The 22,276-nt window shown below is 65.3% G+C and carries 21 protein-coding genes; 8 read left to right on the top strand and 13 right to left on the bottom strand.

Features of this window, described 5'->3' with window-relative positions; translation table 11 throughout:
• Positions 1-74: 74 nt before the first annotated feature.
• The 4 genes from rplQ to B0I00_RS05175 all read left to right on the top strand — a co-directional run bounded on the left by rplQ (position 75) and on the right by B0I00_RS05175 (position 4,189).
• A complete protein-coding gene (gene rplQ, locus B0I00_RS05190; RefSeq protein ID WP_100866227.1) occupies positions 75-485 on the top strand; it encodes a 50S ribosomal protein L17 in 411 nt (136 codons plus the stop codon).
• A 111-nt stretch (positions 486-596) separates the two neighbouring features.
• Positions 597-2,744, top strand: coding sequence for a prolyl oligopeptidase family serine peptidase (locus B0I00_RS05185; protein ID WP_100866226.1), 2,148 nt, complete (start codon positions 597-599; stop codon positions 2,742-2,744).
• Between the two features lie 131 nt (positions 2,745-2,875).
• Entirely contained in the window at positions 2,876-3,475 is a 600-nt protein-coding gene (locus B0I00_RS05180; RefSeq protein WP_100866225.1) for a hypothetical protein, read from the top strand.
• Positions 3,476-3,610: 135 nt separating this feature from the next.
• Positions 3,611-4,189: a hypothetical protein gene (locus B0I00_RS05175; RefSeq protein WP_157812470.1), complete on the top strand. Its 579-nt coding sequence runs from the start codon at positions 3,611-3,613 to the stop codon at positions 4,187-4,189.
• Between the two features lie 57 nt (positions 4,190-4,246).
• Here B0I00_RS05175 and B0I00_RS05170 read toward each other — a convergent pair whose 3' ends face one another.
• Positions 4,247-6,280 (bottom strand): S9 family peptidase, encoded by a 2,034-nt coding sequence (locus tag B0I00_RS05170; protein ID WP_100866223.1) that lies wholly within the window; start codon positions 6,278-6,280, stop codon positions 4,247-4,249.
• 105 nt (positions 6,281-6,385) lie between these two features.
• On the opposite strand from B0I00_RS05170, the gene uvrC reads away from it, so the two are divergent.
• The gene (uvrC, locus tag B0I00_RS05165; RefSeq protein ID WP_100866222.1) at positions 6,386-8,320 is read left to right on the top strand and encodes an excinuclease ABC subunit UvrC; all 1,935 of its coding nucleotides are present in this window, start codon (positions 6,386-6,388) and stop codon (positions 8,318-8,320) included.
• Positions 8,321-8,327: 7 nt separating this feature from the next.
• Here uvrC and B0I00_RS05160 read toward each other — a convergent pair whose 3' ends face one another.
• The 4 genes from B0I00_RS05160 to B0I00_RS05145 all read right to left on the bottom strand — a co-directional run bounded on the left by B0I00_RS05160 (position 8,328) and on the right by B0I00_RS05145 (position 13,481).
• Positions 8,328-9,896, bottom strand: coding sequence for a serine hydrolase (locus tag B0I00_RS05160; protein WP_100866221.1), 1,569 nt, complete (start codon positions 9,894-9,896; stop codon positions 8,328-8,330).
• A 109-nt stretch (positions 9,897-10,005) separates the two neighbouring features.
• Positions 10,006-10,896, bottom strand: coding sequence for an acyl-CoA thioesterase (locus B0I00_RS05155; RefSeq protein ID WP_100866220.1), 891 nt, complete (start codon positions 10,894-10,896; stop codon positions 10,006-10,008).
• Between the two features lie 75 nt (positions 10,897-10,971).
• Complete coding sequence (locus B0I00_RS05150) at positions 10,972-11,286, bottom strand: hypothetical protein (protein ID WP_100866219.1); 315 nt, start codon at positions 11,284-11,286, stop codon at positions 10,972-10,974.
• Positions 11,287-11,378: 92 nt separating this feature from the next.
• The gene (locus tag B0I00_RS05145) at positions 11,379-13,481 is read right to left on the bottom strand and encodes a sodium-translocating pyrophosphatase (protein ID WP_100866218.1); all 2,103 of its coding nucleotides are present in this window, start codon (positions 13,479-13,481) and stop codon (positions 11,379-11,381) included.
• Between the two features lie 246 nt (positions 13,482-13,727).
• On the opposite strand from B0I00_RS05145, the gene B0I00_RS05140 reads away from it, so the two are divergent.
• Both B0I00_RS05140 and B0I00_RS05135 read left to right on the top strand, forming a co-directional pair.
• Positions 13,728-13,922 (top strand): hypothetical protein, encoded by a 195-nt coding sequence (locus B0I00_RS05140; protein WP_100866217.1) that lies wholly within the window; start codon positions 13,728-13,730, stop codon positions 13,920-13,922.
• Positions 13,919-14,887, top strand: a complete 969-nt coding sequence (locus B0I00_RS05135; protein ID WP_232730116.1) for a fatty acid desaturase — start codon at positions 13,919-13,921, stop codon at positions 14,885-14,887. The genes B0I00_RS05140 and B0I00_RS05135 overlap by 4 nt, the downstream gene beginning before the upstream one ends.
• Here the strand turns inward: B0I00_RS05135 and thiL are convergent.
• The 4 genes from thiL to hisG are packed head-to-tail and all read right to left on the bottom strand — an operon-like array spanning position 14,884 to position 18,132.
• The gene (gene thiL, locus B0I00_RS05130; RefSeq protein ID WP_100866215.1) at positions 14,884-15,747 is read right to left on the bottom strand and encodes a thiamine-phosphate kinase; all 864 of its coding nucleotides are present in this window, start codon (positions 15,745-15,747) and stop codon (positions 14,884-14,886) included. The two genes, B0I00_RS05135 and thiL, sit on opposite strands and share 4 nt — an antisense overlap.
• Positions 15,744-16,187 (bottom strand): transcription antitermination factor NusB, encoded by a 444-nt coding sequence (gene nusB / locus B0I00_RS05125; protein ID WP_100866214.1) that lies wholly within the window; start codon positions 16,185-16,187, stop codon positions 15,744-15,746. The genes thiL and nusB overlap by 4 nt, the downstream gene beginning before the upstream one ends.
• A complete protein-coding gene (gene hisD / locus B0I00_RS05120) occupies positions 16,184-17,476 on the bottom strand; it encodes a histidinol dehydrogenase (RefSeq protein ID WP_100866213.1) in 1,293 nt (430 codons plus the stop codon). The genes nusB and hisD overlap by 4 nt, the downstream gene beginning before the upstream one ends.
• Positions 17,476-18,132 (bottom strand): ATP phosphoribosyltransferase, encoded by a 657-nt coding sequence (hisG, locus tag B0I00_RS05115; protein WP_100866212.1) that lies wholly within the window; start codon positions 18,130-18,132, stop codon positions 17,476-17,478. The genes hisD and hisG overlap by 1 nt, the downstream gene beginning before the upstream one ends.
• A gap of 128 nt (positions 18,133-18,260) precedes the next feature.
• On the opposite strand from hisG, the gene B0I00_RS05110 reads away from it, so the two are divergent.
• Positions 18,261-19,358, top strand: coding sequence for a DUF2332 domain-containing protein (locus tag B0I00_RS05110; protein WP_100866211.1), 1,098 nt, complete (start codon positions 18,261-18,263; stop codon positions 19,356-19,358).
• Between the two features lie 3 nt (positions 19,359-19,361).
• Here the strand turns inward: B0I00_RS05110 and B0I00_RS05105 are convergent, their stop codons facing one another.
• From B0I00_RS05105 to B0I00_RS05090, 4 genes are read right to left on the bottom strand one after another with little or no spacing between them, the layout of a single operon-like run.
• Positions 19,362-20,270, bottom strand: coding sequence for an alpha/beta fold hydrolase (locus B0I00_RS05105; protein ID WP_100866210.1), 909 nt, complete (start codon positions 20,268-20,270; stop codon positions 19,362-19,364).
• A complete protein-coding gene (locus B0I00_RS05100) occupies positions 20,267-21,085 on the bottom strand; it encodes an SDR family NAD(P)-dependent oxidoreductase (protein ID WP_100866209.1) in 819 nt (272 codons plus the stop codon). The genes B0I00_RS05105 and B0I00_RS05100 overlap by 4 nt, the downstream gene beginning before the upstream one ends.
• A 29-nt stretch (positions 21,086-21,114) precedes the next feature.
• Positions 21,115-21,996 carry a pirin family protein gene (locus B0I00_RS05095; RefSeq protein WP_100866208.1) on the bottom strand — a complete coding sequence of 294 codons (882 nt, stop codon included), beginning with the start codon at positions 21,994-21,996 and terminating at the stop codon, positions 21,115-21,117.
• Positions 21,996-22,271, bottom strand: a complete 276-nt coding sequence (locus B0I00_RS05090) for a BolA family protein (RefSeq protein ID WP_100866207.1) — start codon at positions 22,269-22,271, stop codon at positions 21,996-21,998. The genes B0I00_RS05095 and B0I00_RS05090 overlap by 1 nt, the downstream gene beginning before the upstream one ends.
• Between the last annotated feature and the right edge of the window lie 5 nt (positions 22,272-22,276).

Here is a 22,276-nt window from a genome sequence, read left to right as displayed (position 1 = left end):
TGATCGGCGGCGACCTTACAGCCGCCAGGTATGGGGTACCTTGCACGGCCCCCTAACGAACGAAGGAACGAAACATGCGTCACAAGTACGGCGGGCGTAAGCTCAACCGCACCTCCAGCCACCGCATTGCCCTGCTGCGCAACATGTCGGCCGCGCTGATCAAGCACGAACAGATCACCACCACGCTGCCCAAGGCGCGCGAACTGCGTCCATACCTCGAAAAGCTGATCACGCTGGCGAAGAAGGGTGGCCTCTCGAACCGCCGCCTTGCCCATTCGCGCCTGCTTGACGATGCGCAGCTGGTGAAGCTGTTCGACGTTCTGGCTGAACGCTACGCGGGTCGCGAAGGCGGCTATACCCGCGTGATCAAGGCCGGCGTCCGCGCGTCTGACGCTGCGCCGCTCGCCGTAATCGAACTGGTGGACCGCGACACTGCGGCCAAAGGCCAGGACAGCGGTCCGGTGATGGTTGACGACGGGGAATAAGCCGAAGTCGATGGACGGTGCCGCCAAGGCGCTCGTCGATCCATCAATTGCAAAAGCGGTTGCAGGCCAATAGCCTGCGGCCGCTTTTTGCATTCCGGGAGCCAAAACATAATGCGTCGCTATCTGGTGGGCTCACTCGCCGCCGCTCTTTTGCACTCTGCCGCTGGAGCGCAGACCATGCCGCCAATCGCCTATCCTGACACCCGCAAGGGCGATGTCGTGGAAACCCAGTTCGGCGAGGCGATTGCCGATCCCTATAGATGGCTTGAAAACGACGTTCGCACCGACCCGCAAGTGGCCGAATGGGTCAAGCAGCAGAATTCCGTGACCGATGCCTACCTTGCCACCTTGCCGCAACGCGCCTGGTTTGCCGACCGCATCAAGCAGTTGATGGACTATGAGCGCTTCGGCTTGCCGGTTAAGGCAGGGCAGCAGTATTTCTACACCCGCAACTCGGGTCTCCAGAACCAGTCGCAACTGTTCGTCCGCACCGGACTCAATGGCGCGCCGCGCCTGCTCATCGATCCGAACAGCTGGGCCAAGGACGGCGCGACCGCCCTCGACGCCTGGGAGCCGTCCGAGAAAGGTCGCTATCTGGCATATTCGGTGCAGGACGGCGGGACCGACTGGCGCATCATCAAGCTGCTCGATGTCGCAACCGGGAAGGTCTTGGACGACGAGGTGCGCTGGGCCAAGTTCACCACGATCCAGTGGGTCGGCGAAGAGGGCTTCCTCTATTCGCGCTTCCCCGAACCGGCCAAGGGCGCGGAATTCCAATCGCGCAACTTCAACCATGCTGTCTACTTCCACCGCATCGGTACGCCAGCCAGCGCCGATCAACTGGTCTTTGCAACGCCAGATCGGCCCGAGGTTTCGCATCGGGCGACCGTGACCAACGGCGGCCGCTACGCCGTTATCGTCAGTTCCATCGGCACGGATGCGCGCAATCAGATCCGGGTCATCGACCTCAAGCAGCGCAAGGGATCCGGGCCGAAGTCGGGCTGGAAGTCCAGCAGCCTGATTAAGGGTTTCGACAACAAGTGGGAGCCGGTCGACGCGATCGGCAACCGCCTGTGGTTCGTGACCGACAAGGACGCGCCGCGCGGCCGACTGGTCTCTGTCGACTTGACCGGCAAGATTTACAAATGGACCGATGTCGTCGCTCAGCGACCCGAAACGCTGGAGCGCGCGACCATCGTCGGCAACAAGCTGGTTCTGGCCTACCTCAAGGACGCCTCGACCCGCGCCGAAGTCTACGACCTGACCGGCAAGCGTCCGCAGGTTCTTACGCTCAACGGAATCGGCACGGCCTCGGGCTTTACGGGCAAGCCGGGCGATCCGGAGACGTTCTATTCCTTCACCAGCTTCAACCAGCCCGCGACGATTCAGCGGCTCGACCTTGCGACGATGCAGTCGAGCCTGTTTGCCGCGCCAAAGCTGGCATTCAATCCTGATGATTTCGCAATTGAACAGCGCTTCTACACCTCGAAGGACGGCACCCGCGTGCCGATGTTCATCGTCCGCAAGAAGGCCCTGGTGGGCAAGCCGCTGCCCACGCTGCTCTATGGCTATGGCGGTTTCGATATCTCGCTCACGCCAGGCTATTCGGCCTCGCGCATGGCCTGGCTGGACGCGGGCGGGGCCTATGCCCTGGCCAACCTGCGCGGCGGCGGCGAATACGGCAAGGCCTGGCACGACGCGGGTCGCCTCGCGAAAAAGCAGAACGTTTTCGATGACTTCATTGCGGCGGGTGAATACCTGATCGCCGAAGGGATCACCCCCAAGGGCGGCCTGACGGTACAGGGCGGTTCGAATGGTGGATTGCTCGTCGGAGCAGTGGTCAACCAGCGGCCCGACCTGTTCGCGGCCGGCAATGCCGCGGTCGGCGTGATGGACATGCTGCGTTTCGATCGCTTCACAGCTGGACGCTATTGGACCGACGATTACGGGTTCCCCAACAAGGAAGCCGATTTCAAGGTCCTGCGCGCCTATTCGCCCTACCACAACATCCGCAGCGGAAAGGACTATCCGGCGGTGCTGGTCACCACAGCCGATACCGACGACCGCGTCGTCCCGGGGCACAGCTTCAAGTACACCGCTGCCCTGCAGGCCGCCCAGGCCGGTCCCAAGCCTCATCTGATCCGGATCGAAACCCGGGCTGGGCATGGCGCGGGCAAGCCGACCGACAAGGCGGTGGCGGAAAGCGCCGATGTCCTTGCCTTCCTCGCCCAGTGGAGCGGCCTAGCCACTCCGAAGTAGACGTTAAGCAAAGTGGATTGAAAGCTGAACGGTGGCTGCTAGCGCCGTTCAGCACTCGGCCAAAGCGGAATCGGTAACTCATCCTCAACGCCGGACAGCTCGGTCCGGTATTTTTTGAAGGATGAAATGCCATGAAGACCCTGTCCAAGGCCCTCGTCGGTACCATCGCGGCAGGCGCGGTGGCGATCTCTTCGGCTACTCCCGCCATGGCGCAGAGCTATCGCGACCGTGACGGCATCAGCGCCGGTGACGTGATCGCCGGTGCCCTGGTGATCGGCGGTATCGCAGCGGTGGCTTCGGCCGCCAGCCGCGGCAACAGCTATGGTTACGATCGCGATTACCGCGACGATCGCGACGATCGCTACGGCGATTACCGTTATGGCGGCAACCGCTACGGCTACGGCTACGGCGGCAACCCCCGCCAGGCCATCGAACAGTGCGTCTACGCCGCCGAACGCACGGCCGGACGCTACAGCTATGGCCGCGCCGACGTGACCGACATTCGCGACGTCAAGCAGACCCGTTACGGCCTGGAAGTGAAGGGCCGGATCGCGGTCAACCAGATGGGCCGTGGCTGGCGCTCCGGCGACAACAACTACGGTCGCGGCTGGGGCAACGACTACCGCGGCTGGAACCAGAACCTGCGCGGCTACGATGCCGGTTCGTTCAAGTGCAGGTACGAACGCGGCCGAGTGGTCGACATCGACTTCAGCGGGATCCGCGGTCTCTAAGACCCGATCCTTCTGAAAGGAAACCGACAGGCGGTTCAGGCAGAGGAAAGCCTGGGCCGCCTAGTCGTATGGAATTACGGCGTATTCTGCGATTCGGCCTGTGTCCGATCGATGCGTCGCTGAGGGGTAGCACCAATGAACCGCACGTTTTTCCGCAGCGCTGCCGTTATGGCGTCGATTGCATCGCTGTCGCTCGTGGCGACGCCGGCCCTCGCCCGTGACCGCTGGGGCGGCTGGGGTGGCCGCTACCACCATGACCGTGTCGATGCCGGCGACGTGCTGGCCGGCGTCCTGATCATCGGCGGCATCGCGGCCGTGGCCAGCGCGGCGGCCAAAGCCGCGCGCGAACGGCGCGACAACGATCGCCGGTATGACGACCGGCGCTACGACAATCGCGACTATGAGGATCGCGGCACCAGCGGACGCGAATACCGGGGCGAAGACTATCGCGCCGCGCCCGACCGCGGCGATGCGCCGGGTACAGACTACGACGTCGCTCCGGCACGCAACAACGACGGCATGAGCCAGGCGGTCGATCGCTGCGTCGGCGAAATCGAGCGCGGCTCGACCCGCGTCGAAAGCGTCGACGAAACTCGCCGCGAAGGCAACGGCTGGAAAGTCGAAGGCCAGGTCAGTGGCAACGAGGAGTTCGCCTGCACGATCGACGGTGACGGCCGCATCCGGGACGTAACGATCGGCGGCCGGGCACTCTGACCGCCGCAATCCACGGCAAACGCACGGCCGCTCCCGCTTGGGCGCGGCCGTTTGCGTTCACTTTACTCTGTAGCGATCGAACCAGGCCAGGATTGCCGAGGCCTTGCCCGCCGATTGCGATGGTCGTGCGGTAAAGCCGCCGTGGCTTGCTCCGGGGACCTTGACGAGGGCCGTGGGCACGCCGGCGATCTGTAAAGCGGTATAGTACTGTTCCGATTCGCTCACCGGGGTGCGGTAGTCCTCGCTCCCCACGACCACCAGGGTCGGCGTCTTGACGTTCCCGACCAGGCTGAGCGGCGAGCGCTGCCAGTAGGATGTCACGTCGACCCACGGTGGATTGTCGAACCAGTAGCGCGAGGTATGGGTGGTGTTGTCCATGGTCAGTGCCTCGCTTGCCCAGTTGATTACCGGCTTCTGCGTTGCGGCGGCTCTGAAACGGTCGGTCTTGCCCACGATCCATGCGGTCAGGATCCCGCCACCCGATCCGCCGGTGACGAACAGGTTGTTTGCATCGATGGTTCCGGTAGCGATCGCGGCGTCGACCGCAGCCATCAGATCGCCATAGTCTTCTCCCGGATAGGCGCGGTCGATCAACTTGGCAAAGGCCTCTCCATAGGATGTGCTGCCGCGCGGGTTGGTCCACAGCACCGCGTAGCCGCCGGCGGCATAGAGTTGGTAGTCGGTCGAGAACCACGGCCCGTAGGCGGTATGCGGGCCGCCGTGGATCTCGAGTATCATCGGCACCTTGCTTCCCGCCGGCGCGCCAGGCGGCATCATCAACCAGGCGTCGATCGGCCTGCCGTCGGGCGCGGTAACGGCGACCTTTTCGGCCTGTCCCAGCGCCTTCGCGCCGATCCAGGTATCGTTGAGACGGGTCAGTTGAACGTCCTGACCGGCGCGAAGGGCGTGAACGTCTGGCGGGCGGGTGCAGCTACCCGCCGTCCAGGCAATCATGCCGTTCTTTCCGACCTTGAACTCGCCGCCTGTATAGGGCCGGTCGAATCCTGCGCCTGAAAGCCCGCGCGCAAGCGGCTTGCGCGATCCGTCGAGTCCGATGCGCGACAGCAGTTTTACGCCGTGATCGTCATACGCGGCGAGCAGGCTCTTGCCATCGGGTGCCCACTGCGCGTCGTCGATGCTGATATCCATGGCGCCGGTCAGATTGCGCTGGCCGGTCCCGTCGCGGTTCATCACGTAGAGTTCGGTGTTCTCGTAAGTGCGGCGCTTGTCGTCAAAGCCGAGCCAGGCGATCTTGCTGCCATCGGGCGAGGCGATGGGGGCGGCATCGGGTCCGAAGCGCGTGGTCAGCGCCCGGATCGCGCCGCTGCCAAGGTCCAGTGCCATGACCTCGCTGTCATTGGGTTCGCGTTCCCAGTTGTTCTTGCGCACGGCAGAAAACAGCACGGTGCGACCATCTGGCGTGAACGAGAGCGGACCGTCATCATCGAACGAGCCGAAGGTCAATTGGCGCGGCGCACCGCCGTCGGCCGAAACCGTGAAGATGTGCGAATAGCCAGGCTTGTAGTAGCCAGCGCCGTCGCCGCGGTAAGTCACGCGATCGATCACTTCGAGCGGCTCGGCCCATTTCGCGCCCTCGGGCTTGGGCGGCGCCTTGCCCAGCTTCGCCCCATCGCCCGGCACGCGCATGACATAGGCAAGATTTCGGCCATCCGGCGCCCAGGTCACCGAACCTGGGCTGTCGGGCAGGTTGGTCAGCTTGGCGGCTGCCCCGCTGTCGATCCAGCGTACCCACAGCTGGGTGCCTCCATCCTCGATCGCCGTAAAGGCAAGCCGCGTTCCGTCGGGCGACCAGCGCGGCGCCACGTAGCTCCCGCTGCCAGTGACCAAGGGGCGCTGACGACCTGTCGCCACGTCGACAAGCCAGATCGAGGTTCGGTTGCGGTCGCTCATGACATCGCCCGCCTGGCGGACATAGGCGATCGTGCGCCCATCTGGGCTCGGCTGCGGATCACGCGCCGCTTCCAGCTTGAACAGGTCCGATCCGGTGAAGGCGCGCTCGGGTGCATCCTGCGCCCGGGCCGGGGTCAGTGGCAGCGGTGCGAGCAACAGGGCAAGAATGGCAAGGCGCATCGTGTCAGGTCCCCTCTTAAAGCGTTGGCACAGCTTGCGGCGGGGGCCGACAATTGGCAATCCCGTCGGGGTGACCTTTACCTTTCGAAGCCCTATCTAGCGCCCATGTCCAAGGCCGGTCGTCCCGATCAACCCAGCGCGTCGGATCGCTTTAACGAGGATCGCGCCACGACCACGGTTCGCGGCAGCCAGCCCGATCTGGTGGCGGGGGTTGCGGCGATCCGCGAGGTGCTGGCAACGCTGCGACCAAAGCCCGGCGTCTATCGCATGACCGATGCGAAGGGCGACGTCCTCTATGTGGGCAAGGCCCGGGCGCTCAAGAACCGCGTGGCGAATTACACCCAGGTCGATCGCCTGCCGCAGCGGCTGAAGCGCATGGTTGCGCAGACCCGCGGCATGACGATCGTCACCACCAACTCCGAGGCTGAAGCGCTTCTGCTCGAAGCGCAGTTGATCAAGCGTTACCGCCCGCCCTACAACGTGCTGCTGCGTGACGACAAGAGCTTTCCCTTCATTTTGCTGCGCGCCGATCACGATTTCCCGCGCATTCAAAAGCATCGCGGTGCGCGGCGTGCCAAGGGCAATTACTATGGTCCCTTCGCCAGCGCCGGGTCGGTGAACACGACGATCAATGCACTGCAGAAGCTGTTCCTGTTAAGGAGTTGCACCGACAGCTTTTTTTCGCGGCGCGATAGGCCCTGCCTGCTCTACCAGATCAAGCGCTGCTCGGCCCCCTGCGTCGGCCGCATCGACGAGGCTGGGTACCGGGAACTGGTGGGCGAGGCGAAGGACTTCCTCGGCGGGAAGAGCGGGGCTGTGCAGGCCAAGCTGAACGCGCAGATGGAGGAGGCAGCGCAAGCCCTCGACTTCGAGCGCGCCGCCCTGCTGCGCGACCGGCTGCGCGCGGCGACCTTCATCCAGGGTAGCCAGGCGATCAACGCCGAAGGAGTGGGCAACGCCGACGTTTTCGCGCTGGCGGAGAAGGGCGGCCACGTCGGAATCCAGGCCTTCTTCATCCGCGGTGGACAGAACTGGGGCCACCGCGCCTTCTTCCCCAGCCACACCGAGGGTCTGGCGGTGGAGGAAGTGTTCACTGCCTTTCTTGCGCAGTTTTACGAAGATGTGCCGCCACCCCGCACGATCCTGGTCGACCGACCACTGCCCGAAGGCGAGCTTCTGGCTGAGGCGCTGCGCGAGGCGGCGGGCGGCAAGATCGACCTTTCGGTCCCCCAGCGCGGTGATCGCCGCCGCCTGATGGACCAGGCCCGCCGCAACGCGGTCGAGGCGCTTGAGCGGCGGCTGGCCGAAAGCGGCACCAAGGCGAGGATCAACCGCGAACTGGCCGAATTCCTGGAACTGCCCGAAGTGCCGCAGCGGATCGAAGTCTACGACAACAGTCACATCCAGGGCAGCAGCGCGCTAGGGGCGATGATCGTCGCCGGGCCCGAAGGCTTCATCAAGGGCCAGTACCGCAAGTGGAATATCAGGCAGGCCCAGACCAACGACGACTTCGGCATGATGCGCGAAGTGTTCGGCCGACGCTTTGCCCGCGCGCAGTACGAGGACCCCGACCGTGACGGCGGAATGTGGCCCGACCTGGTGCTGATCGACGGCGGCAAGGGCCAGATGAGTGCGGCACGGGATACGCTCGAGGAAATGGGGATCGAGGACGTGCCGTTGATCGCCATCGCCAAGGGCCCGCACCACGGGCGCGAGGGGCGCGAGGTGTTCCACTTCCCCGACGGGCGCGAGAAGATACTCCCGGTGAATTCGCCGCTGTTGTTCCATCTCCAGCGCTTGCGCGACGAGGTTCACCGTTTCGCCATCGGCGCCCACCGCGACAAGCGGAGCCGCGCCATCACGGCCTCACCTCTGGACGAAATCCCCGGGATCGGGCCGGCCAGAAAGCGTGCCTTACTGCTGCACTTCGGCACCGCCAGCAAGGTCAGGGCTGCGGCGCTGACCGATCTGCAACGCGCTCCCGGGGTCAGCGCTGCGGTCGCGCAGGCCGTGTACGACTTCTACCACCCCAACGGGTGAGCGCGGCCTACTTCCGCTTCAGGTCGAGATCGTGGAAATCGTAGCTGAAGTCGGTGAGTTCCGAGATCGCCTTCATCTTCATCCCCGTCGCCTTGCCGCTTTCGACCGTGAAGGTGACGAAGGCATCAGCCTTCATCGTCCGGTCGGGCCACAGCGCGGCGAAGGTATCGCCTTCGAACGGCGTGAGCGGCCCGTCGAGCAGGGTCGAGCGGCCCATGTCGATGAACAGCTTGCCGCGCTTCTGCGTGATGGTGACATCGCCGTACCAAGCGTCGTGATAGACGCCGGTGTAGGCGCTGAGCGGCAACGACGGCCTGGCCGCACCCTTTGGCGGTCTGATTGCCTGGGCGACCAGCCCAGCGGCCTTGGCATTGGCTTCGGTGTTGCGCTTGATGACGCGGTCGATCACATCGACGTCTTGCTTCCCGTTGACAAGATGGTCGGCGATCTGGCGGGTCCAGGCGTTGGCGGTTGCCATGTAGTCGTTGCTCGAGGCAAAGATGGCGACGTTCTGCTGCGGCAGCAGGATGAAATTGGTCGCAACGCCTGGTGCGCCGCCCGAATGGGTGATGACCGGCGCGCCTTCCAGGCTCTCCACCGCCCAGCCGAGCGCGTACATCTCGAGGTTGCGGGCAGGGCCAGTCTTTGGAATGACGCCGCTCGACGTAGGCGTGACGCCCTTCCAAAGCTCGTTCTTCTGCGCTTCGCTGATCAGCCGCGTACCGTTTGCCGTCACGCCGCCATCGAGCCAGAACCTGGCCCAGATCATCATGTCGCCGACCGGGCAATTGAGCCCGCCCGCCGCGGCGACGGCGGGAGTGAAGGTCATGCGCTTGTCGATCGGCGTGCCCTTCTTCGCGCCGGCTTCGCGTTCGTGCCCGGTTGCGACCTGCTGGCCCGGGCGGATGCGGCTGGCGTCGACCGCGCAACGGGTCAGACCGACGGGTTTGAGGATTTCGGCATCGACGAAGTCCTGGAAGCTTTTGCCTGACACGCGCGCGATGACCTCTCCGGCGATCAGGTAAAGCAGGTTGTCGTAGGCATAGCCGTCGCGAAATCCGGTCGTCGGGCGGAGATTGGGCAGCGCCTTGATGACGTCGGGTACTCCGGCGTTTCCATCGGGCCAGAACAGCAGGTCACCTGCGCCAAGCGGCAGCCCGGAACGGTGCGTCAGCGCGTCGCGGATAGTGAAATGCTCACTGACCCAGGGATCGTACATTGCGAATTCCGGAATGTACTTGCGGACCGGGTCGTCCCAGCCAATCTGCTTGCGATCGACCAGGATCGCCAGCGCGGTCGAAGTGAAGGCCTTCGACAGCGAGGCGATGGGGAACAGGGTGTCGGTGGTGACGGGGCGCGTGCCACCTTCCTCAAGCTTGCCAAACGCGCCGGTGTAGACGACTTTCCCATCGACCATCACGCCCGCGACCATTCCGGTTGCGTTGAGTCCATCGATGATGCGGCGCGCTTCGTACTCGTAGCTGGGCTGGGGAGCGGGAGGCAACACGGTTTGAGCGCGGGCCGGAGCGGCCAGAGCGGCGCCTGCTGCCAGGACCGAAACTAGGCGGCGAATCATTTACGGGTCCTCCCTGTTGGGAGCCGGGATTAGGGCAGCAGCAACCCATGTGCCAGCGCGCGCTCGGCCAACGCCCTGTACGATCGATCAGGGTAATCGACGCTCTTGGTCAGTCCTTCGGCTTGGCGCGCCGGATCATCCCTTCTTGCGCCACGCTGGCAACCAGGCGGCCATCGCGGCTGAACACCCGGCCCCGGTTGAAGCCGCGTCCGCTTCCGCTCCACGGGCTGTCGGTTGCGTAGAGCAGCCATTCATCTACGCGGAACGGTTCGTGAAACCACACCGCGTGATCGAGGCTGGCACTGATCACCTCGCCGCGCGCCCAGGAGAGGCCGTGGGGCAGGGCGCACGTTCCAAGTAGCCCCATGTCGCTGGCAAAGGCGAGAACGGCGCGGTGGACGCGCGGATCGTCGGGCAAGGCAGCAACCGTGCGGAACCAGGCATGGGAACGCGGCGGCGCCTTTTCGGGGTTCGACCAGTGCCGCCCCTCGACCGCCCGCATTTCCACCGGCCGCGGGGCGAGGAACTGGTGCCGCGCGCCTTCCAGGGCTTGGTCGGCAAAGCGGCGACGCACGTCGACTTCAGGTTCCAGATCCTCGGGCGGGGGTACTTCGGGCATGGGACTGTCGACGTGGTGCAGGCCGTCCTCATGCTTCTGGAAGCTGGCCGTGAGGTTGAGGATCGGCCGGCCCTGCTGGCTGGCCACAACCCGCCGGTTGGAGAACGATCCGCCATCGAAATCGCGCGCTACGGCATAGTCGATCTCGAAGTCCTCGCTGCCTCCGCGCAGGAAATAGGCGTGGAGCGAATGGGCGGGGCGATCGGGATCGACGGTCGTTTCGGCCGCCGCCAGCGCCTGGGCGATGACCTGGCCGCCAAAGACTCGGCCGACGCCGCCCCGTTTGCGGCGGCCGGTAAAGGTGTCGGCATCTTGCGGCTTCACTTCCAGCAGTTTGACCAGGCCGGATACCAGCCGCTCGGGTGTGATCGTTTCGTCCATTGCCACCGGCTTTGCGTTGCAATCCGCTACGCGTCAAGAACGCGCGGCGCAGCGGCCGCTAGCGTGTCATCTGTCCTAAGGCCCTTCGCAATGGAGGTGGCCGGCTTCCATCATCGCGCGCTGCTGGGTCAGCGTGGCCAGACTGACGAGCAGGATCACGGCGTAAACTATGCGCAGCCGGGAAAAGCGAAGGCTGGCAAGGCCGAGCGGCAAAAGGAGCAAGAACACGAAGTGCAGACTACTGAAGGCATCGCCCATGCCGTCGTCGCCTACCGCGCAGAACATCGAGAAAAAGTGTCCCGCAGCAGTCGTCAACGTCCAGATCAGGATCCCCAGTTGCAGCAGGATCAGGCCAGTGGTTACGCGGCCGGGAATTATCGGAACGCTCATATCGGACTGTCTAGCGCATGGTGATCAAAAGCAAAACCCCGCCCGGATCGCTCCGGACGGGGCTAGGCATCACCCAACGGTGCCGGTGCGGATCAGGCCGCGTGGTTCGCCAGCGCAGCGAGCAGGAGCAACGCCACGATGTTGGTGATCTTGATCATCGGATTGACGGCCGGGCCGGCGGTATCCTTGTAGGGATCGCCGACCGTGTCGCCGGTCACCGCGGCCTTGTGGGCTTCGCTGCCCTTGCCGCCGTGATTGCCGTCCTCGATGTATTTCTTGGCATTGTCCCAGGCGCCGCCGCCCGAGGTCATCGAGATCGCGACGAACAACCCGCCAACGATCACGCCAAGGAGCAGCGCGCCGAGCGCGGCAAAGCCTTCGGCCTGTCCGGCGACCATTGTGATCACGAAATAGACCACGATCGGGGCAAGGACCGGCAGCAGCGAAGGAATGATCATTTCCTTGATCGCCGCCTTGGTAACCAGGTCGACCGTGCGCGCGTAGTCCGGCTTGGTTTCATAGGTCATGATGCCGGGATTGGCCTTGAACTGTTCGCGCACGTCGATCACGACGTCGCCGGCCGCGCGGCCGACGGCGGTCATGCCCATCGCGCCGAACAGGTACGGCAGGAGCGCGCCGAGCAGCAGCCCGACGATGACGTAGGGATTTTCAAGGCTGAAGTTGACCGTGAGGTTCGGGAAGAACTCCTTGAGGTCGGTGGTGTAGGCGGCGAAAAGCACCAGCGCGGCTAGGCCGGCCGAACCGATGGCATAGCCCTTGGTCACGGCCTTGGTGGTGTTGCCCACGGCGTCGAGCAAGTCGGTCTTTTCGCGGACGCTGTCGTCCAGACCGGCCATTTCCGCGATGCCCCCGGCGTTGTCGGTGACAGGACCGTATGCGTCGAGCGCCACGACCATGCCGGCGAGGGCGAGCATCGCGGTCGCCGCGTAGGCGATCCCGATCAGCCCGGCGAGCTGGTAGGCGATGATGATGCCGGCGACGATGACGATCGTCGGCAGAGCGGTCGATTCAAGGCTGATGGCCAGGCCCTGGATCACGTTGGTGCCGTGGCCGGTTTCCGACGACTTGGCGATCGAGCGGACCGGGCGGTAGCTCGTGCCGGTGTAGTATTCGGTGATCCAGATGATCAGGCCGGTGATGACAAGGCCGAGCAGCGAGCAGTAGAACAGCGAACGGCCGTTGTAGTCGGTCCCGGCAATGGTCGCTTCCATGCCGCCGAGCGCAGTCGAGGTGGCCCACCAGATCGCCGGAACGGCAAGCACGGCCGAAACCAGGAAGCCCTTGTACATGGCGCCCATGACGTTGTTCGACTTGCCCAGCTTGACGAAGTAGGTGCCGATGATCGAGGTGACGATGCAGACACCGCCGATCAGCAGCGGCAGCGCCATCAGGTTGGGCAGCAGTTCGCCCGCACCCTTGAGCAGCAGCGCAGTCAGCACCATGGTAGCGCCAACGGTGACGACATAGGTTTCGAACAGGTCCGCGGCCATGCCGGCGCAGTCGCCCACGTTGTCGCCCACGTTGTCGGCAATGACGGCCGGGTTTCGTGGATCGTCTTCGGGAATGCCCGCTTCGACCTTGCCGACGAGGTCGGCGCCGACGTCGGCGGCCTTGGTGAAGATGCCGCCGCCCAGACGCGCGAAGATCGAGATGAGCGAGGCGCCGAAGGCGAGGGCGACCAGCCCGTCGACCACGGTTCGATCCTCGCCGCCGACCGTGAATCCGGCGACTGCGGTCAGGTAATAGTAGAACACCGCGATGGCGAGGAGCGCGAGACCCGCGACCAGCATGCCGGTGATGGCGCCGGCGCGGAATGCCAGGGTCAGCCCGGCCTGCAGCCCGGTCTGCGCCGCAGCGGCGGTGCGTACGTTGGAGCGCACCGAGATGTTCATCCCGATGAAGCCCGCCACGCCCGACAGCACGGCTCCGATAACGAAGCCGCTGGCCGATATGCCCCCCAGGGTCACCGCGATGATGACCGCCACGACGACGCCGACGATGGCGATCGTGGTGTACTGGCGCTTCAGGTAGGCTTGCGCGCCTTCCTGGATCGCGGCGGCGATTTCTTGCATCTTCTCATTCCCGGCCGCAGAGCCGAGAACCTGGCGACTGGTGACAAAGCCATAAACGATGGCCAGCAGTCCCAGGAAAATAGCGATCGTGACTAGATCCACGGACACGCTCCCCCTTGTGTTGTCGATAGTAAAAGCCCCACCGGACGGGGGGCTTCGGGCGGCAGGCTAGTGCGTTTTTCGGCCTTTGCAACGCCTGCCGTGCGCTTTTCCCGCGCGCCTTGCGGCCTTGCCGTTCGCTTCGATCTCGTTCTGGAACAGGGGCCTTGTCGTGAGCCTGCGCCCGACGCTTGCCGCCAAACGTGCTTTATGAGAGATTACTATCCTTGGTTTGCGCGGGGTTAACAAATGCAGGCTGCGGTCAAGGGGCTGTTCCACTGGATGCCCCTGTTGTTCGGGATCGGCTTCATCGCGCCGCTGATCGCGCAGGTCATGGTGCGCTTCGATGTGGTGCCGCCGCTCGGAATCACTCCCTTGGCGTTCGGCCTGCTGGTCGGCGCGCCATGGGGCCTCGTCACGGTGATCAGGGGGCGCTGGCTGTGAGCGAGGCGGATCCCGTCATCCTGCGGCCGGATCTTGGCGATGCGGGCGTCGCGCCTTCGATCGACCGTCCGGCGCTGCCACTCGGTCCCGAGGGGCTCGACCGGCACACCCGCCGCGATCTCCTGAAAGAGGAAATGGCGATCGCCCGGGAATTCCACGGCGGACGAATGTGGCCCTATGCCGTTGCGGCCTTCGGCTGCTTTGCCGTGTGGCTGTCCTTCTTCCCGCTGGGGATCATGGGGCAGATCAATCTCGGCCTCGCCTTCGTGCTGTCGTGCATCTTTGCCACCGGCGGCTATGTTACCAGCCACGAAGCGATGCATTCGAACATCGGCCGCCCCGGGGAAAAGACCCGCTGGCTGAACGAGGCAGTGGGCGCGGTGTCGACGATTCCTATCGTTTTCCCGTTCTCGATGGCGCGGATGATGCACCTGGAACATCACTACCACTGCAACGATCCGGTAAAGGATCCCGACTACACCGACGAGGCGCCCAACGCGCTGATGGCTTGGTACAAGACGTGGTACAACCGCCAGCCCGGCGTCGACGGGTCGATCCATCACTACAAGCGCATCCTCGCCGAAATGGGCACGCCCGAGGCGGCCCGCGCATTGAAGGAAACGATGCTGCTGCAGCTGGTGTTCATGGCGGTGCTGTTCACCATGGCGTGGAGCGGTTACGCGATCGAGGCGGCGCTGATCTGGTGGCTGCCGCGGCACATCGGCCTCAGCTACATCCGCTTCTACCTGTCGTGGGCGCCGCACCACCCGCGCGAGGGCAAGACCGCGCGGTACGAACAGGCCAATATCTTCAAGAGCCGGCTGGGGCACGTCCTGTCGATGGGGATGGAAACCCATCTCATCCACCACCTCTATCCCGGCATTCCCAATCACCGGACTCGGCAAGCCTATCTGGCGCTCAAGCCGATCCTGGAAAAGCGCGGCGTCGACGTCAGCGCAATCTAGTGTTCGTAGCCGAGGCGGCCTGACGGGGCGCGGCCGTCAAGCAGGACAGGCGCTCCGCCAATCTCTCGCACCACCCCGATGCGGTGAGCCGGAAACGGGCAGGCGCGCTCCTGCGGCAGGGTGAACAGCAACTGGTAGTCATCGCCCCAGCGAAGAGCCTCGTCGCGCCGCGCTTCGGGGCAGGCGAGGGGAATTGCCGCGCTGTCGAGCGCAATGGAGACGCCGCTTGCCGCTGCCATGCGGCTCGCATCGAGCAACAGGCCGTCCGAGACGTCCATCATCGCCGTGACGAGGGGGGCAAGGGCCATTCCTTCGCGAAGCAGCGCGGTGGGGCGGCGATAGGCGAGGCTGTCGCCCGATTTTGCGCGCAGCGCATCGAAACCGGACATCGCCGCTCCAACCGGGCCGGTAAGCCAGACCGCATCGCCCTCCATTGCTCCACCCCGCGATGGAACCGGGCGGTGCGTTGCGCGTCCCAATGCGGTGAGGCCCAGCACCTGCGAGCCGGTCGCGGCCACCGTATCACCGCCCAAAAGAGGGACGGCGTAATGTGCGAGCACGTCGCGCAGACCTTCGATAAATCGCCCGTTGGCCTGCCCCAGCTGGTAGCCGAGCAGGACGCCAAGCGGCTCGGCCCCCTTTGCTGCAAGATCGGAGAGGTTGGTGGCAACCAGCTTCCACGCGACGTCGGCAGGGTCCTGATCTGGCAGGAAATGCACCCCTGCGGCCATCGCGTCATGCGTCAGGACAAGGGCTTCGCCGCCGATCTCCAGCACGGCGCAATCGTCAGCCAGTCCGCGCGCGGCGGGATGCGAGGCAAGCGCCCGCAAGGCTTCGATAAAGGCGCTCTCGGCGCTCAGCGCACCGCCTTGGCGACGGCATCCAGCACGCCGTTGACGAACTTCGCCTCGCGCGGCTCGAAAAAGGCGTGGGCCACGTCGACATATTCGCTGATCGCTGTGGCGGTCGGAACGTCGGCACGGGCCAGCAGCTCCCAGGTACCGGCGCGCAGGATCTGCAGCATGGTCTTGTCGAGTCGTTCGAGCTTCCAGCCTTCGGCAAGGCGTTCGCCCAGCAGCGCGTCGATCTCGTCGCGGCGGGCCGTGACGCCCTGCACCACCGCGTCGAAGAAGGCGACCTCGGCTTGGGCGTACTGGTCGCCTTCGATCTCGGCGCCGAGCCGGTGGCGGTGGAACTCGTCGAGAAGGGAGGCCATCGGCGTGGCTTCCATTTCGACCTGGTACAGCGCCTGGACGGCAGCAAGGCGCGCGGCAGCGCGCTTCTGGGTGGAGGACTTCATTGGCCTAACCTGACTTGAATCGAACGTGCGTGCGCGCCCAGCCCCTCGGCGTCTGCCAGTTCCACGGCGGCGGGACCGACCGCGTGCAGGGCGGCCTCGTCAAGCTGTATGAAGCTCGTACGCTTCATGAAGTCGAGCACCGAAAGGCCCGAGGAAAAGCGCGCGCGGCGCCCGGTAGGAAGGACGTGATTGGGTCCGGCAACGTAATCGCCGACGGCTTCTGGGGTCATGCGGCCCAGGAACACCGAGCCGGCGTGGCGGATCTTGCGAAACAGGGCTTCCGGATCGTCGGTGGCAATCTGGACGTGTTCGGCCGCCAGCGCGTTGGCCAAGGCGGGCGCTTCGTCGAGATTGGCGACCTCGATAATCGTGCCGTGAGCGTTCCAGCTCTCGCTGGCGACGCGTGCCGTGGGCAGCATGGCCAGCTCTACACCTATGCGATCGGCGACCGTATCGGCAAAGACCGCGTCGTCGGTGATCAGGATCGATTGCGCCGCAGGATCGTGCTCGGCCTGGCTGAGCAGGTCGGCGGCGGTCCAATCGGGATCATTGCGACCATCGGCGATCAGCAGGATCTCGCTTGGCCCGGCGACCATGTCGATGCCGACTACGCCGTAGAGCTGGCGCTTGGCTTCGGCGACCCAGGCGTTGCCCGGGCCGACGACCACGTCGACCGGCCTGATCCGCTGGGTGCCATAGGCAAGGGCGGCGACGGCCTGGGCCCCGCCGATGCGCCAGACTTCGTCCACCCCCGCGAGGTGCGCGGCGGCCAGGACCAGCGGGTTGACCTGGCCCTTGTTGGCGGGCGTGACGACGACAAGCCGCTCAACCCCGGCGACCTTCGCCGGGATCGCGTTCATCAGCAGCGAGGAGGGATAGGCCGCGCGCCCGCCCGGAACATAGAGTCCGGCGGCATCGACCGCGGTCCAGCGCGCGCCCATGCGCACGCCGAGTTCATCGGTTTCGTCACGGTCGGTGGGCCGCTGCGCTTCGTGGTAGGCGCGGATGCGGGTGGCGGCCAGTTCCAGCGCGGCGCGCAGGTCGGGCTTGAGGGCGTCGAAGGCTTCGCGGCAGGCCTCTGGCGATAACGACCAGTCGGCATCGGTGGCCAGGACGTGGCCGTCGAACCGTTCGGTCAGTTCCGCGAGCGCCGCATCGCCGCGGTTGCGCACGTCGGCGAGGATGACCTCGACGTCGCGCGCCACGTCCTCGTCGCTCTCGCGCCGGTCGGAAACGAGACGCCGGAAGGCGCGTTCAAAACCGGGATCGCGGGTGTTGAGGCGGTGCATCAGGCGGCCTTCGCTTCGCTGACGAGCGCGCGGAACGCGTCGACCAGACGGGCCACTCGCTCGTCGGTCTTCAATGCGGCGCGGTTGACGATCAGCCGCGCCGACACGTCGAGGATGCGGCTCGTTTCGACCAGGCCATTGTCCTTCAGCGTCCGCCCGGTCGAGACAAGGTCGACGATACGGCTGGCAAGGCCAAGTCCAGGAGCCAGTTCCATCGCCCCGTTGAGCTTGACCACTTCGGCCTGGATGCCGAGGCTTTCGAAATGGCGCCGCGTCAGGTTGGGATATTTGCTGGCAACGCGCAGGTGGCTGGCGCGGGCGGCGCTCGCCTGTTGCGCGGCCGGCTCGGCGACCGACAGGCGGCAGTGGCCGATGTCAAGATCGACCGGAGCGTAGAGGTCGGAATAGGCGAACTCCTCGACCACGTCAGATCCCACGATGCCAAGCTGCGCCGCGCCGTGGGCTACGAAGGTCGCCACATCGAAGGCGCGCACGCGGATGATCCGCATGTCCGACCCTTCGCAGGCGAAGGACAGGGCGCGGTTGGACTTGTCGTGAAAGCCCGCCTCGGGAACCACGCCGGTGCGCGCCATGATCGGCAGCGCCTCGTCGAGTATCCGGCCCTTGGGCACGGCAAAGGTCAGCGGCTCTGGCATAGCGCGCAGCCCTTACGGGCACGCGGCCCAAAGGGCAAGGCAATGGCGGGTTTTTCCTTGTGCCGCATGGGTGGAACAGCCACCGTGGCGGACAGTGCCGCCGCTTGCCCGGCACGAATGGAGAGACCATGGCGGAAAGCTATACGTTCACCGATATCGCCGCGACTGGCGACGGCATGGTCGAAGCTGCCTTTGGCAACCAGGTCGCCTATTGTAACGCCGCCGATGCGCCGATCACCGCGCGGATCGTTGCCGCCGTGCGCGATCTGCTGGTGCGGGGCGAGGAGGGCGCGCTGTTCGATGCCTTGCGCGGCTGGACCGGCGCCCCGCTGGCCGATGCCGTGCCGCTGCGGGTCGCTGGCGGGCTGCACGCACTGCACCTCAAGGACGCAGATGAAGGCCTGTCGCGGATCTACGCTGGCGAACAGGGTATCGACGATGCAGCATTGGTCGGTGCGGCCATTCGCGCACACGAGGGCGAGCTGCTACCGTGGCTGGACGGTCCGCCGCAGACCAACGAAGCGGGGCGATCGTCCAATTTCGTGGCAGCCATGCTGTGGCTTGCCGATCAGGGGCTGCCGCCCCGGTTTCAATGCCTCGAGATCGGATCGAGCGCGGGAATCAACCTGATGCTTGATCGCTACCGCTACGACCTTGGCGGGGTCACGGTGGGACCGGAACCGGGCGTGATGCGTTTCAGACCCGAATGGGAGGGGCCACCTCCGCCCGACCGGCCGGTCGAGATCGTATCCGCCAGGGGCTGCGACGTGGCTCCGGTCGATCTGACCGATGTGGACCAGGCGCTGCGGCTCAAGGCCTATATCTGGCCAGAGCACACCGTGCGGTTCGAGCGCATGGAGGCCGCGGTGCGCGAGGCGGGGCGATCGCCGCCCGATCTTGTCGCCATGAACGCCGCCGACTTCGTCGAGACGGAACTGGCAAAGCCCCAGGCTACGGGCACGACGCGGATGCTGATGCATTCGATCGTCTGGCAGTATGTCCCCGCCGATCAGCAGGCGCGCGTCACCGCCGCGATGGAACGCGCGGGGACCCAGGCAACGCCCGAGCGCCCGTTGGCCTGGGTCGCGCTGGAGGCCAACCGGGTGCTCCACATCCACGAGATGGTCGTGCGCTATTGGCCCGGGGGCGACGAGGGCGTGATCGTGACGCGTGCCCATCCCCACGGCGCGTGGATCGGCTGGGGCGGCAGCGACCGGACGATCTGAGCGTTAGTCCGGCGTCCGCGACAGGAACACGTCGAGCGCCGCGTTGACCACGGCGGGCGCTTCCCAGGGCACGAAATGGCCGCAGTTAGCCACGCGGACCAGCGTCATGTCGGTGACCATGGTTTCCAGGCCATCGAGATTCTCGGGCGGCAGGGCCATGTCGTCCAGCGCCCAGATCACCAGCGTCGGAATGGTCAGCGGCGGCATCTGGGGCGGAGCGCGGCCGGCCGGCATCACATAGGGTTCGTCCAGCGTCGGCACATATGCAGGGCTGGCGCGGTACCAGTTGAGCATGCCGAAAGCGGCGTCGCGGTCCTCCCAGTCCCTGAGCAACTGGGCCCGTTCCTCGGGCTCCATGGCGTCGGCGCCAACCTCGCGCCCGGCAAAGGCCTTGGCCAGCATTCCGCCAAGCCCGTGTGCGCGCACCAGATCGTCGTTCGAAGTATCGCGGAAGGCGCGGAAATACTGGCTTGCCTCGCGCTGCTGGCGGTTTTCCCAGACCAGCCTGGTAAAGCCGACCGGATGGGGCGCGTTGGCGATCACCGCACGGGTTACGCGCTTGCCCTGGCCAGTCAGCGCTACGCCCCAGGCAATCGCGCCGCCCCAGTCGTGACCCACAATGGTGAAGGTGTCGATGCCCAGCGCATCCGCCAGAAGGAAGACGTCGCCGATCATCTTGTCGGGGGTGTAGCTTGCCACGTCCTGGGGCTTGGACGACCCGCGATAGCCGCGCTGATCGGGCGCGATACAGCGATAGCGATCCGACAGGTGCGCAATCTGGTGGCGCCAGGTGCGGTGACTTTCGGGAAAGCCGTGGAGGAAGATGATTGCCGGCGCATCGCGCGGACCTTCGTCGACCACGTCCAGTTCGATCCCGTTGGCAAGAGCGATGCGCTGCTGGGCCATGGTCATTGCGCGCCCTCGTTCATGCGCTTGGCATAGCCCTTGGCCATGAACCCGCCGAGCAGGTCGAGGAGCGAATCCGACATGCGGCGTTCCTCGCCCATGGCCAGTTCGGATCCTTCGGCGACTATGATCTCGCGCTCTCCCGCAGCCATGGCGGCGATCATCCTGGTTGCAGCCTCGTCAGGATCGATACCGTTGTCGATGACCTGGTCCGATACGCCGCGGCGGCTGCCGTCGGCGGTCAGCGCATTGCGCGACACGTCGGTGCGGATCGAACCCGGGTAGATGTTGTGGACCTGGACCCCCAGATAGCCGACCTCGGCCCGCAAGGCATCGGCATAGCCGGCAAGCCCGAACTTGGCCGCGCAATAGGCCGTTCGCATCGGCACGCCGACCTTGCCGGCGATCGAACTGATCATGGCAATCCGACCGCTGCCGCGTTTGACCATCGCGGGCAGGACCGCCTGCGTCAGGGCGATCGGGGCGAGAAGATCGACTGCGATGATTCGCTCATAGACCGAAAGATCGGTGTCGACGGCAAGGCTGCGCTGGGAAATGCCGGCGTTGTTGATCAATACATCGATCCGTCCGGACCATTCTTCCGCCGCGGCGACGGCAGGTGCGATCGCATCATGGTCGGTGGTTTCGAACGGCAGGATGAGGTGGCCTCCGCCGCACTGCTCCGAGACCTGTTCGAGCGCATCGACGTTGCGGCCCGACAGGATCAACCGCGCGCCTTGCCTGGCAAGGCCACGCGCCAACGCCGCCCCGATTCCCGAAGACGCACCCGTTATCCAGGCTGCCTGTCCTGCAAATGCCATGCTCTTTTCTCTCTCCCGTGGTGTACCCGTCATTCGCTGCGGGTCAGCGGAACTTTCGGCAACGGAATGAACTCTTCCTCGTCGCCGGGCACAAGCGGAAATGCGCCATCGCTCCATTCACGCTTTGCTTCGTTGATGCGCTCGCGCGAGGAGTGGACGAAGTTCCACCAGACATGACGGGGGCTGGCAAAGGCCTCGCCGCCAAGCAGCATTACGCGTCCGCCCTGCGCGCTGGCGAGGCGCATGGCCGCACCCGGCGCCAGAACAGCGAGCGAGAACGGTTCGAGCGGCTGGCCATCAATTGTCGCCTCCCCACCGACCAGCATGACCGCGCGTTCGTCCGCCTCGGCATCGATCGGGATCGAACCGCCGGGCGCAAGCACGATTTCTGCGTAGATCGTTTGCGCATGCTGGGTCGTCGCCGCGGTCCGTCCCCACAGCGTGCCCATGATGATGCGGGCCGAGACGCATGTATCCTCGATCAGCGGAAGGTCGGCATGGCTTTCGAAGGCTGGCGCAATGTCCTCCATCCCATCGGGCAGGGCAAGCCAGGTCTGCATGCCGTAGATCGGCTTTTCGCGGTCCCGTTCTTCGGCAAGGCCTCGTTCGGAATGGACGATTCCTTTGCCCGCGGTCATCAGGTTGACTTGGCCGGGGCGGATCGTCGCTGAGGTGCCCAGGCTGTCGCGGTGATTGATTGCGCCCTCGAACAGCCAGGTCACGGTGGCAAGCCCGATGTGCGGGTGCGGCCGCACGTCCATGGCGTGCCCAGGCGGGATGATCGTCGGGCCGAATTCGTCGACGAAGATGAAAGGGCCGACCATTGTTCGTTTCGGACTCGGCAAAACGCGGCGGACCGTGAAGGCGCCGAGATCGTGCGTGGAAGGCTGGATTATGGAGGTGATCGTCATCAGGCTTCTCCGGGTGCGCGGGCCTTTATCGCCAGCGCATGGACCCGTTGTCCGGGAATGTCGCCCAGCGCACCGTTGACCATCCGCTGGCGCTGCAGGCGCGAAACGCCGGCAAAGGCGGCGCTTTCGATTTCAACCGTGAAGTGGCTTTCGCCCGATCCGTCGTCGCCCGAATGACCGTGGTGGTTGGCACTGTCGTTGATCACGGCAAGGCGGGTGGGTGCAAACTCCGCGCGGAGCAGGCGTTCGATTTCAGCGGCGAGTGGTCCGGTCATGTCTT

The organism is Novosphingobium kunmingense (genome assembly GCF_002813245.1).
Classification (GTDB): Bacteria; Pseudomonadota; Alphaproteobacteria; order Sphingomonadales; family Sphingomonadaceae; genus Novosphingobium; species Novosphingobium kunmingense.
This window is presented reverse-complemented; position numbering and strand designations above follow the sequence as displayed.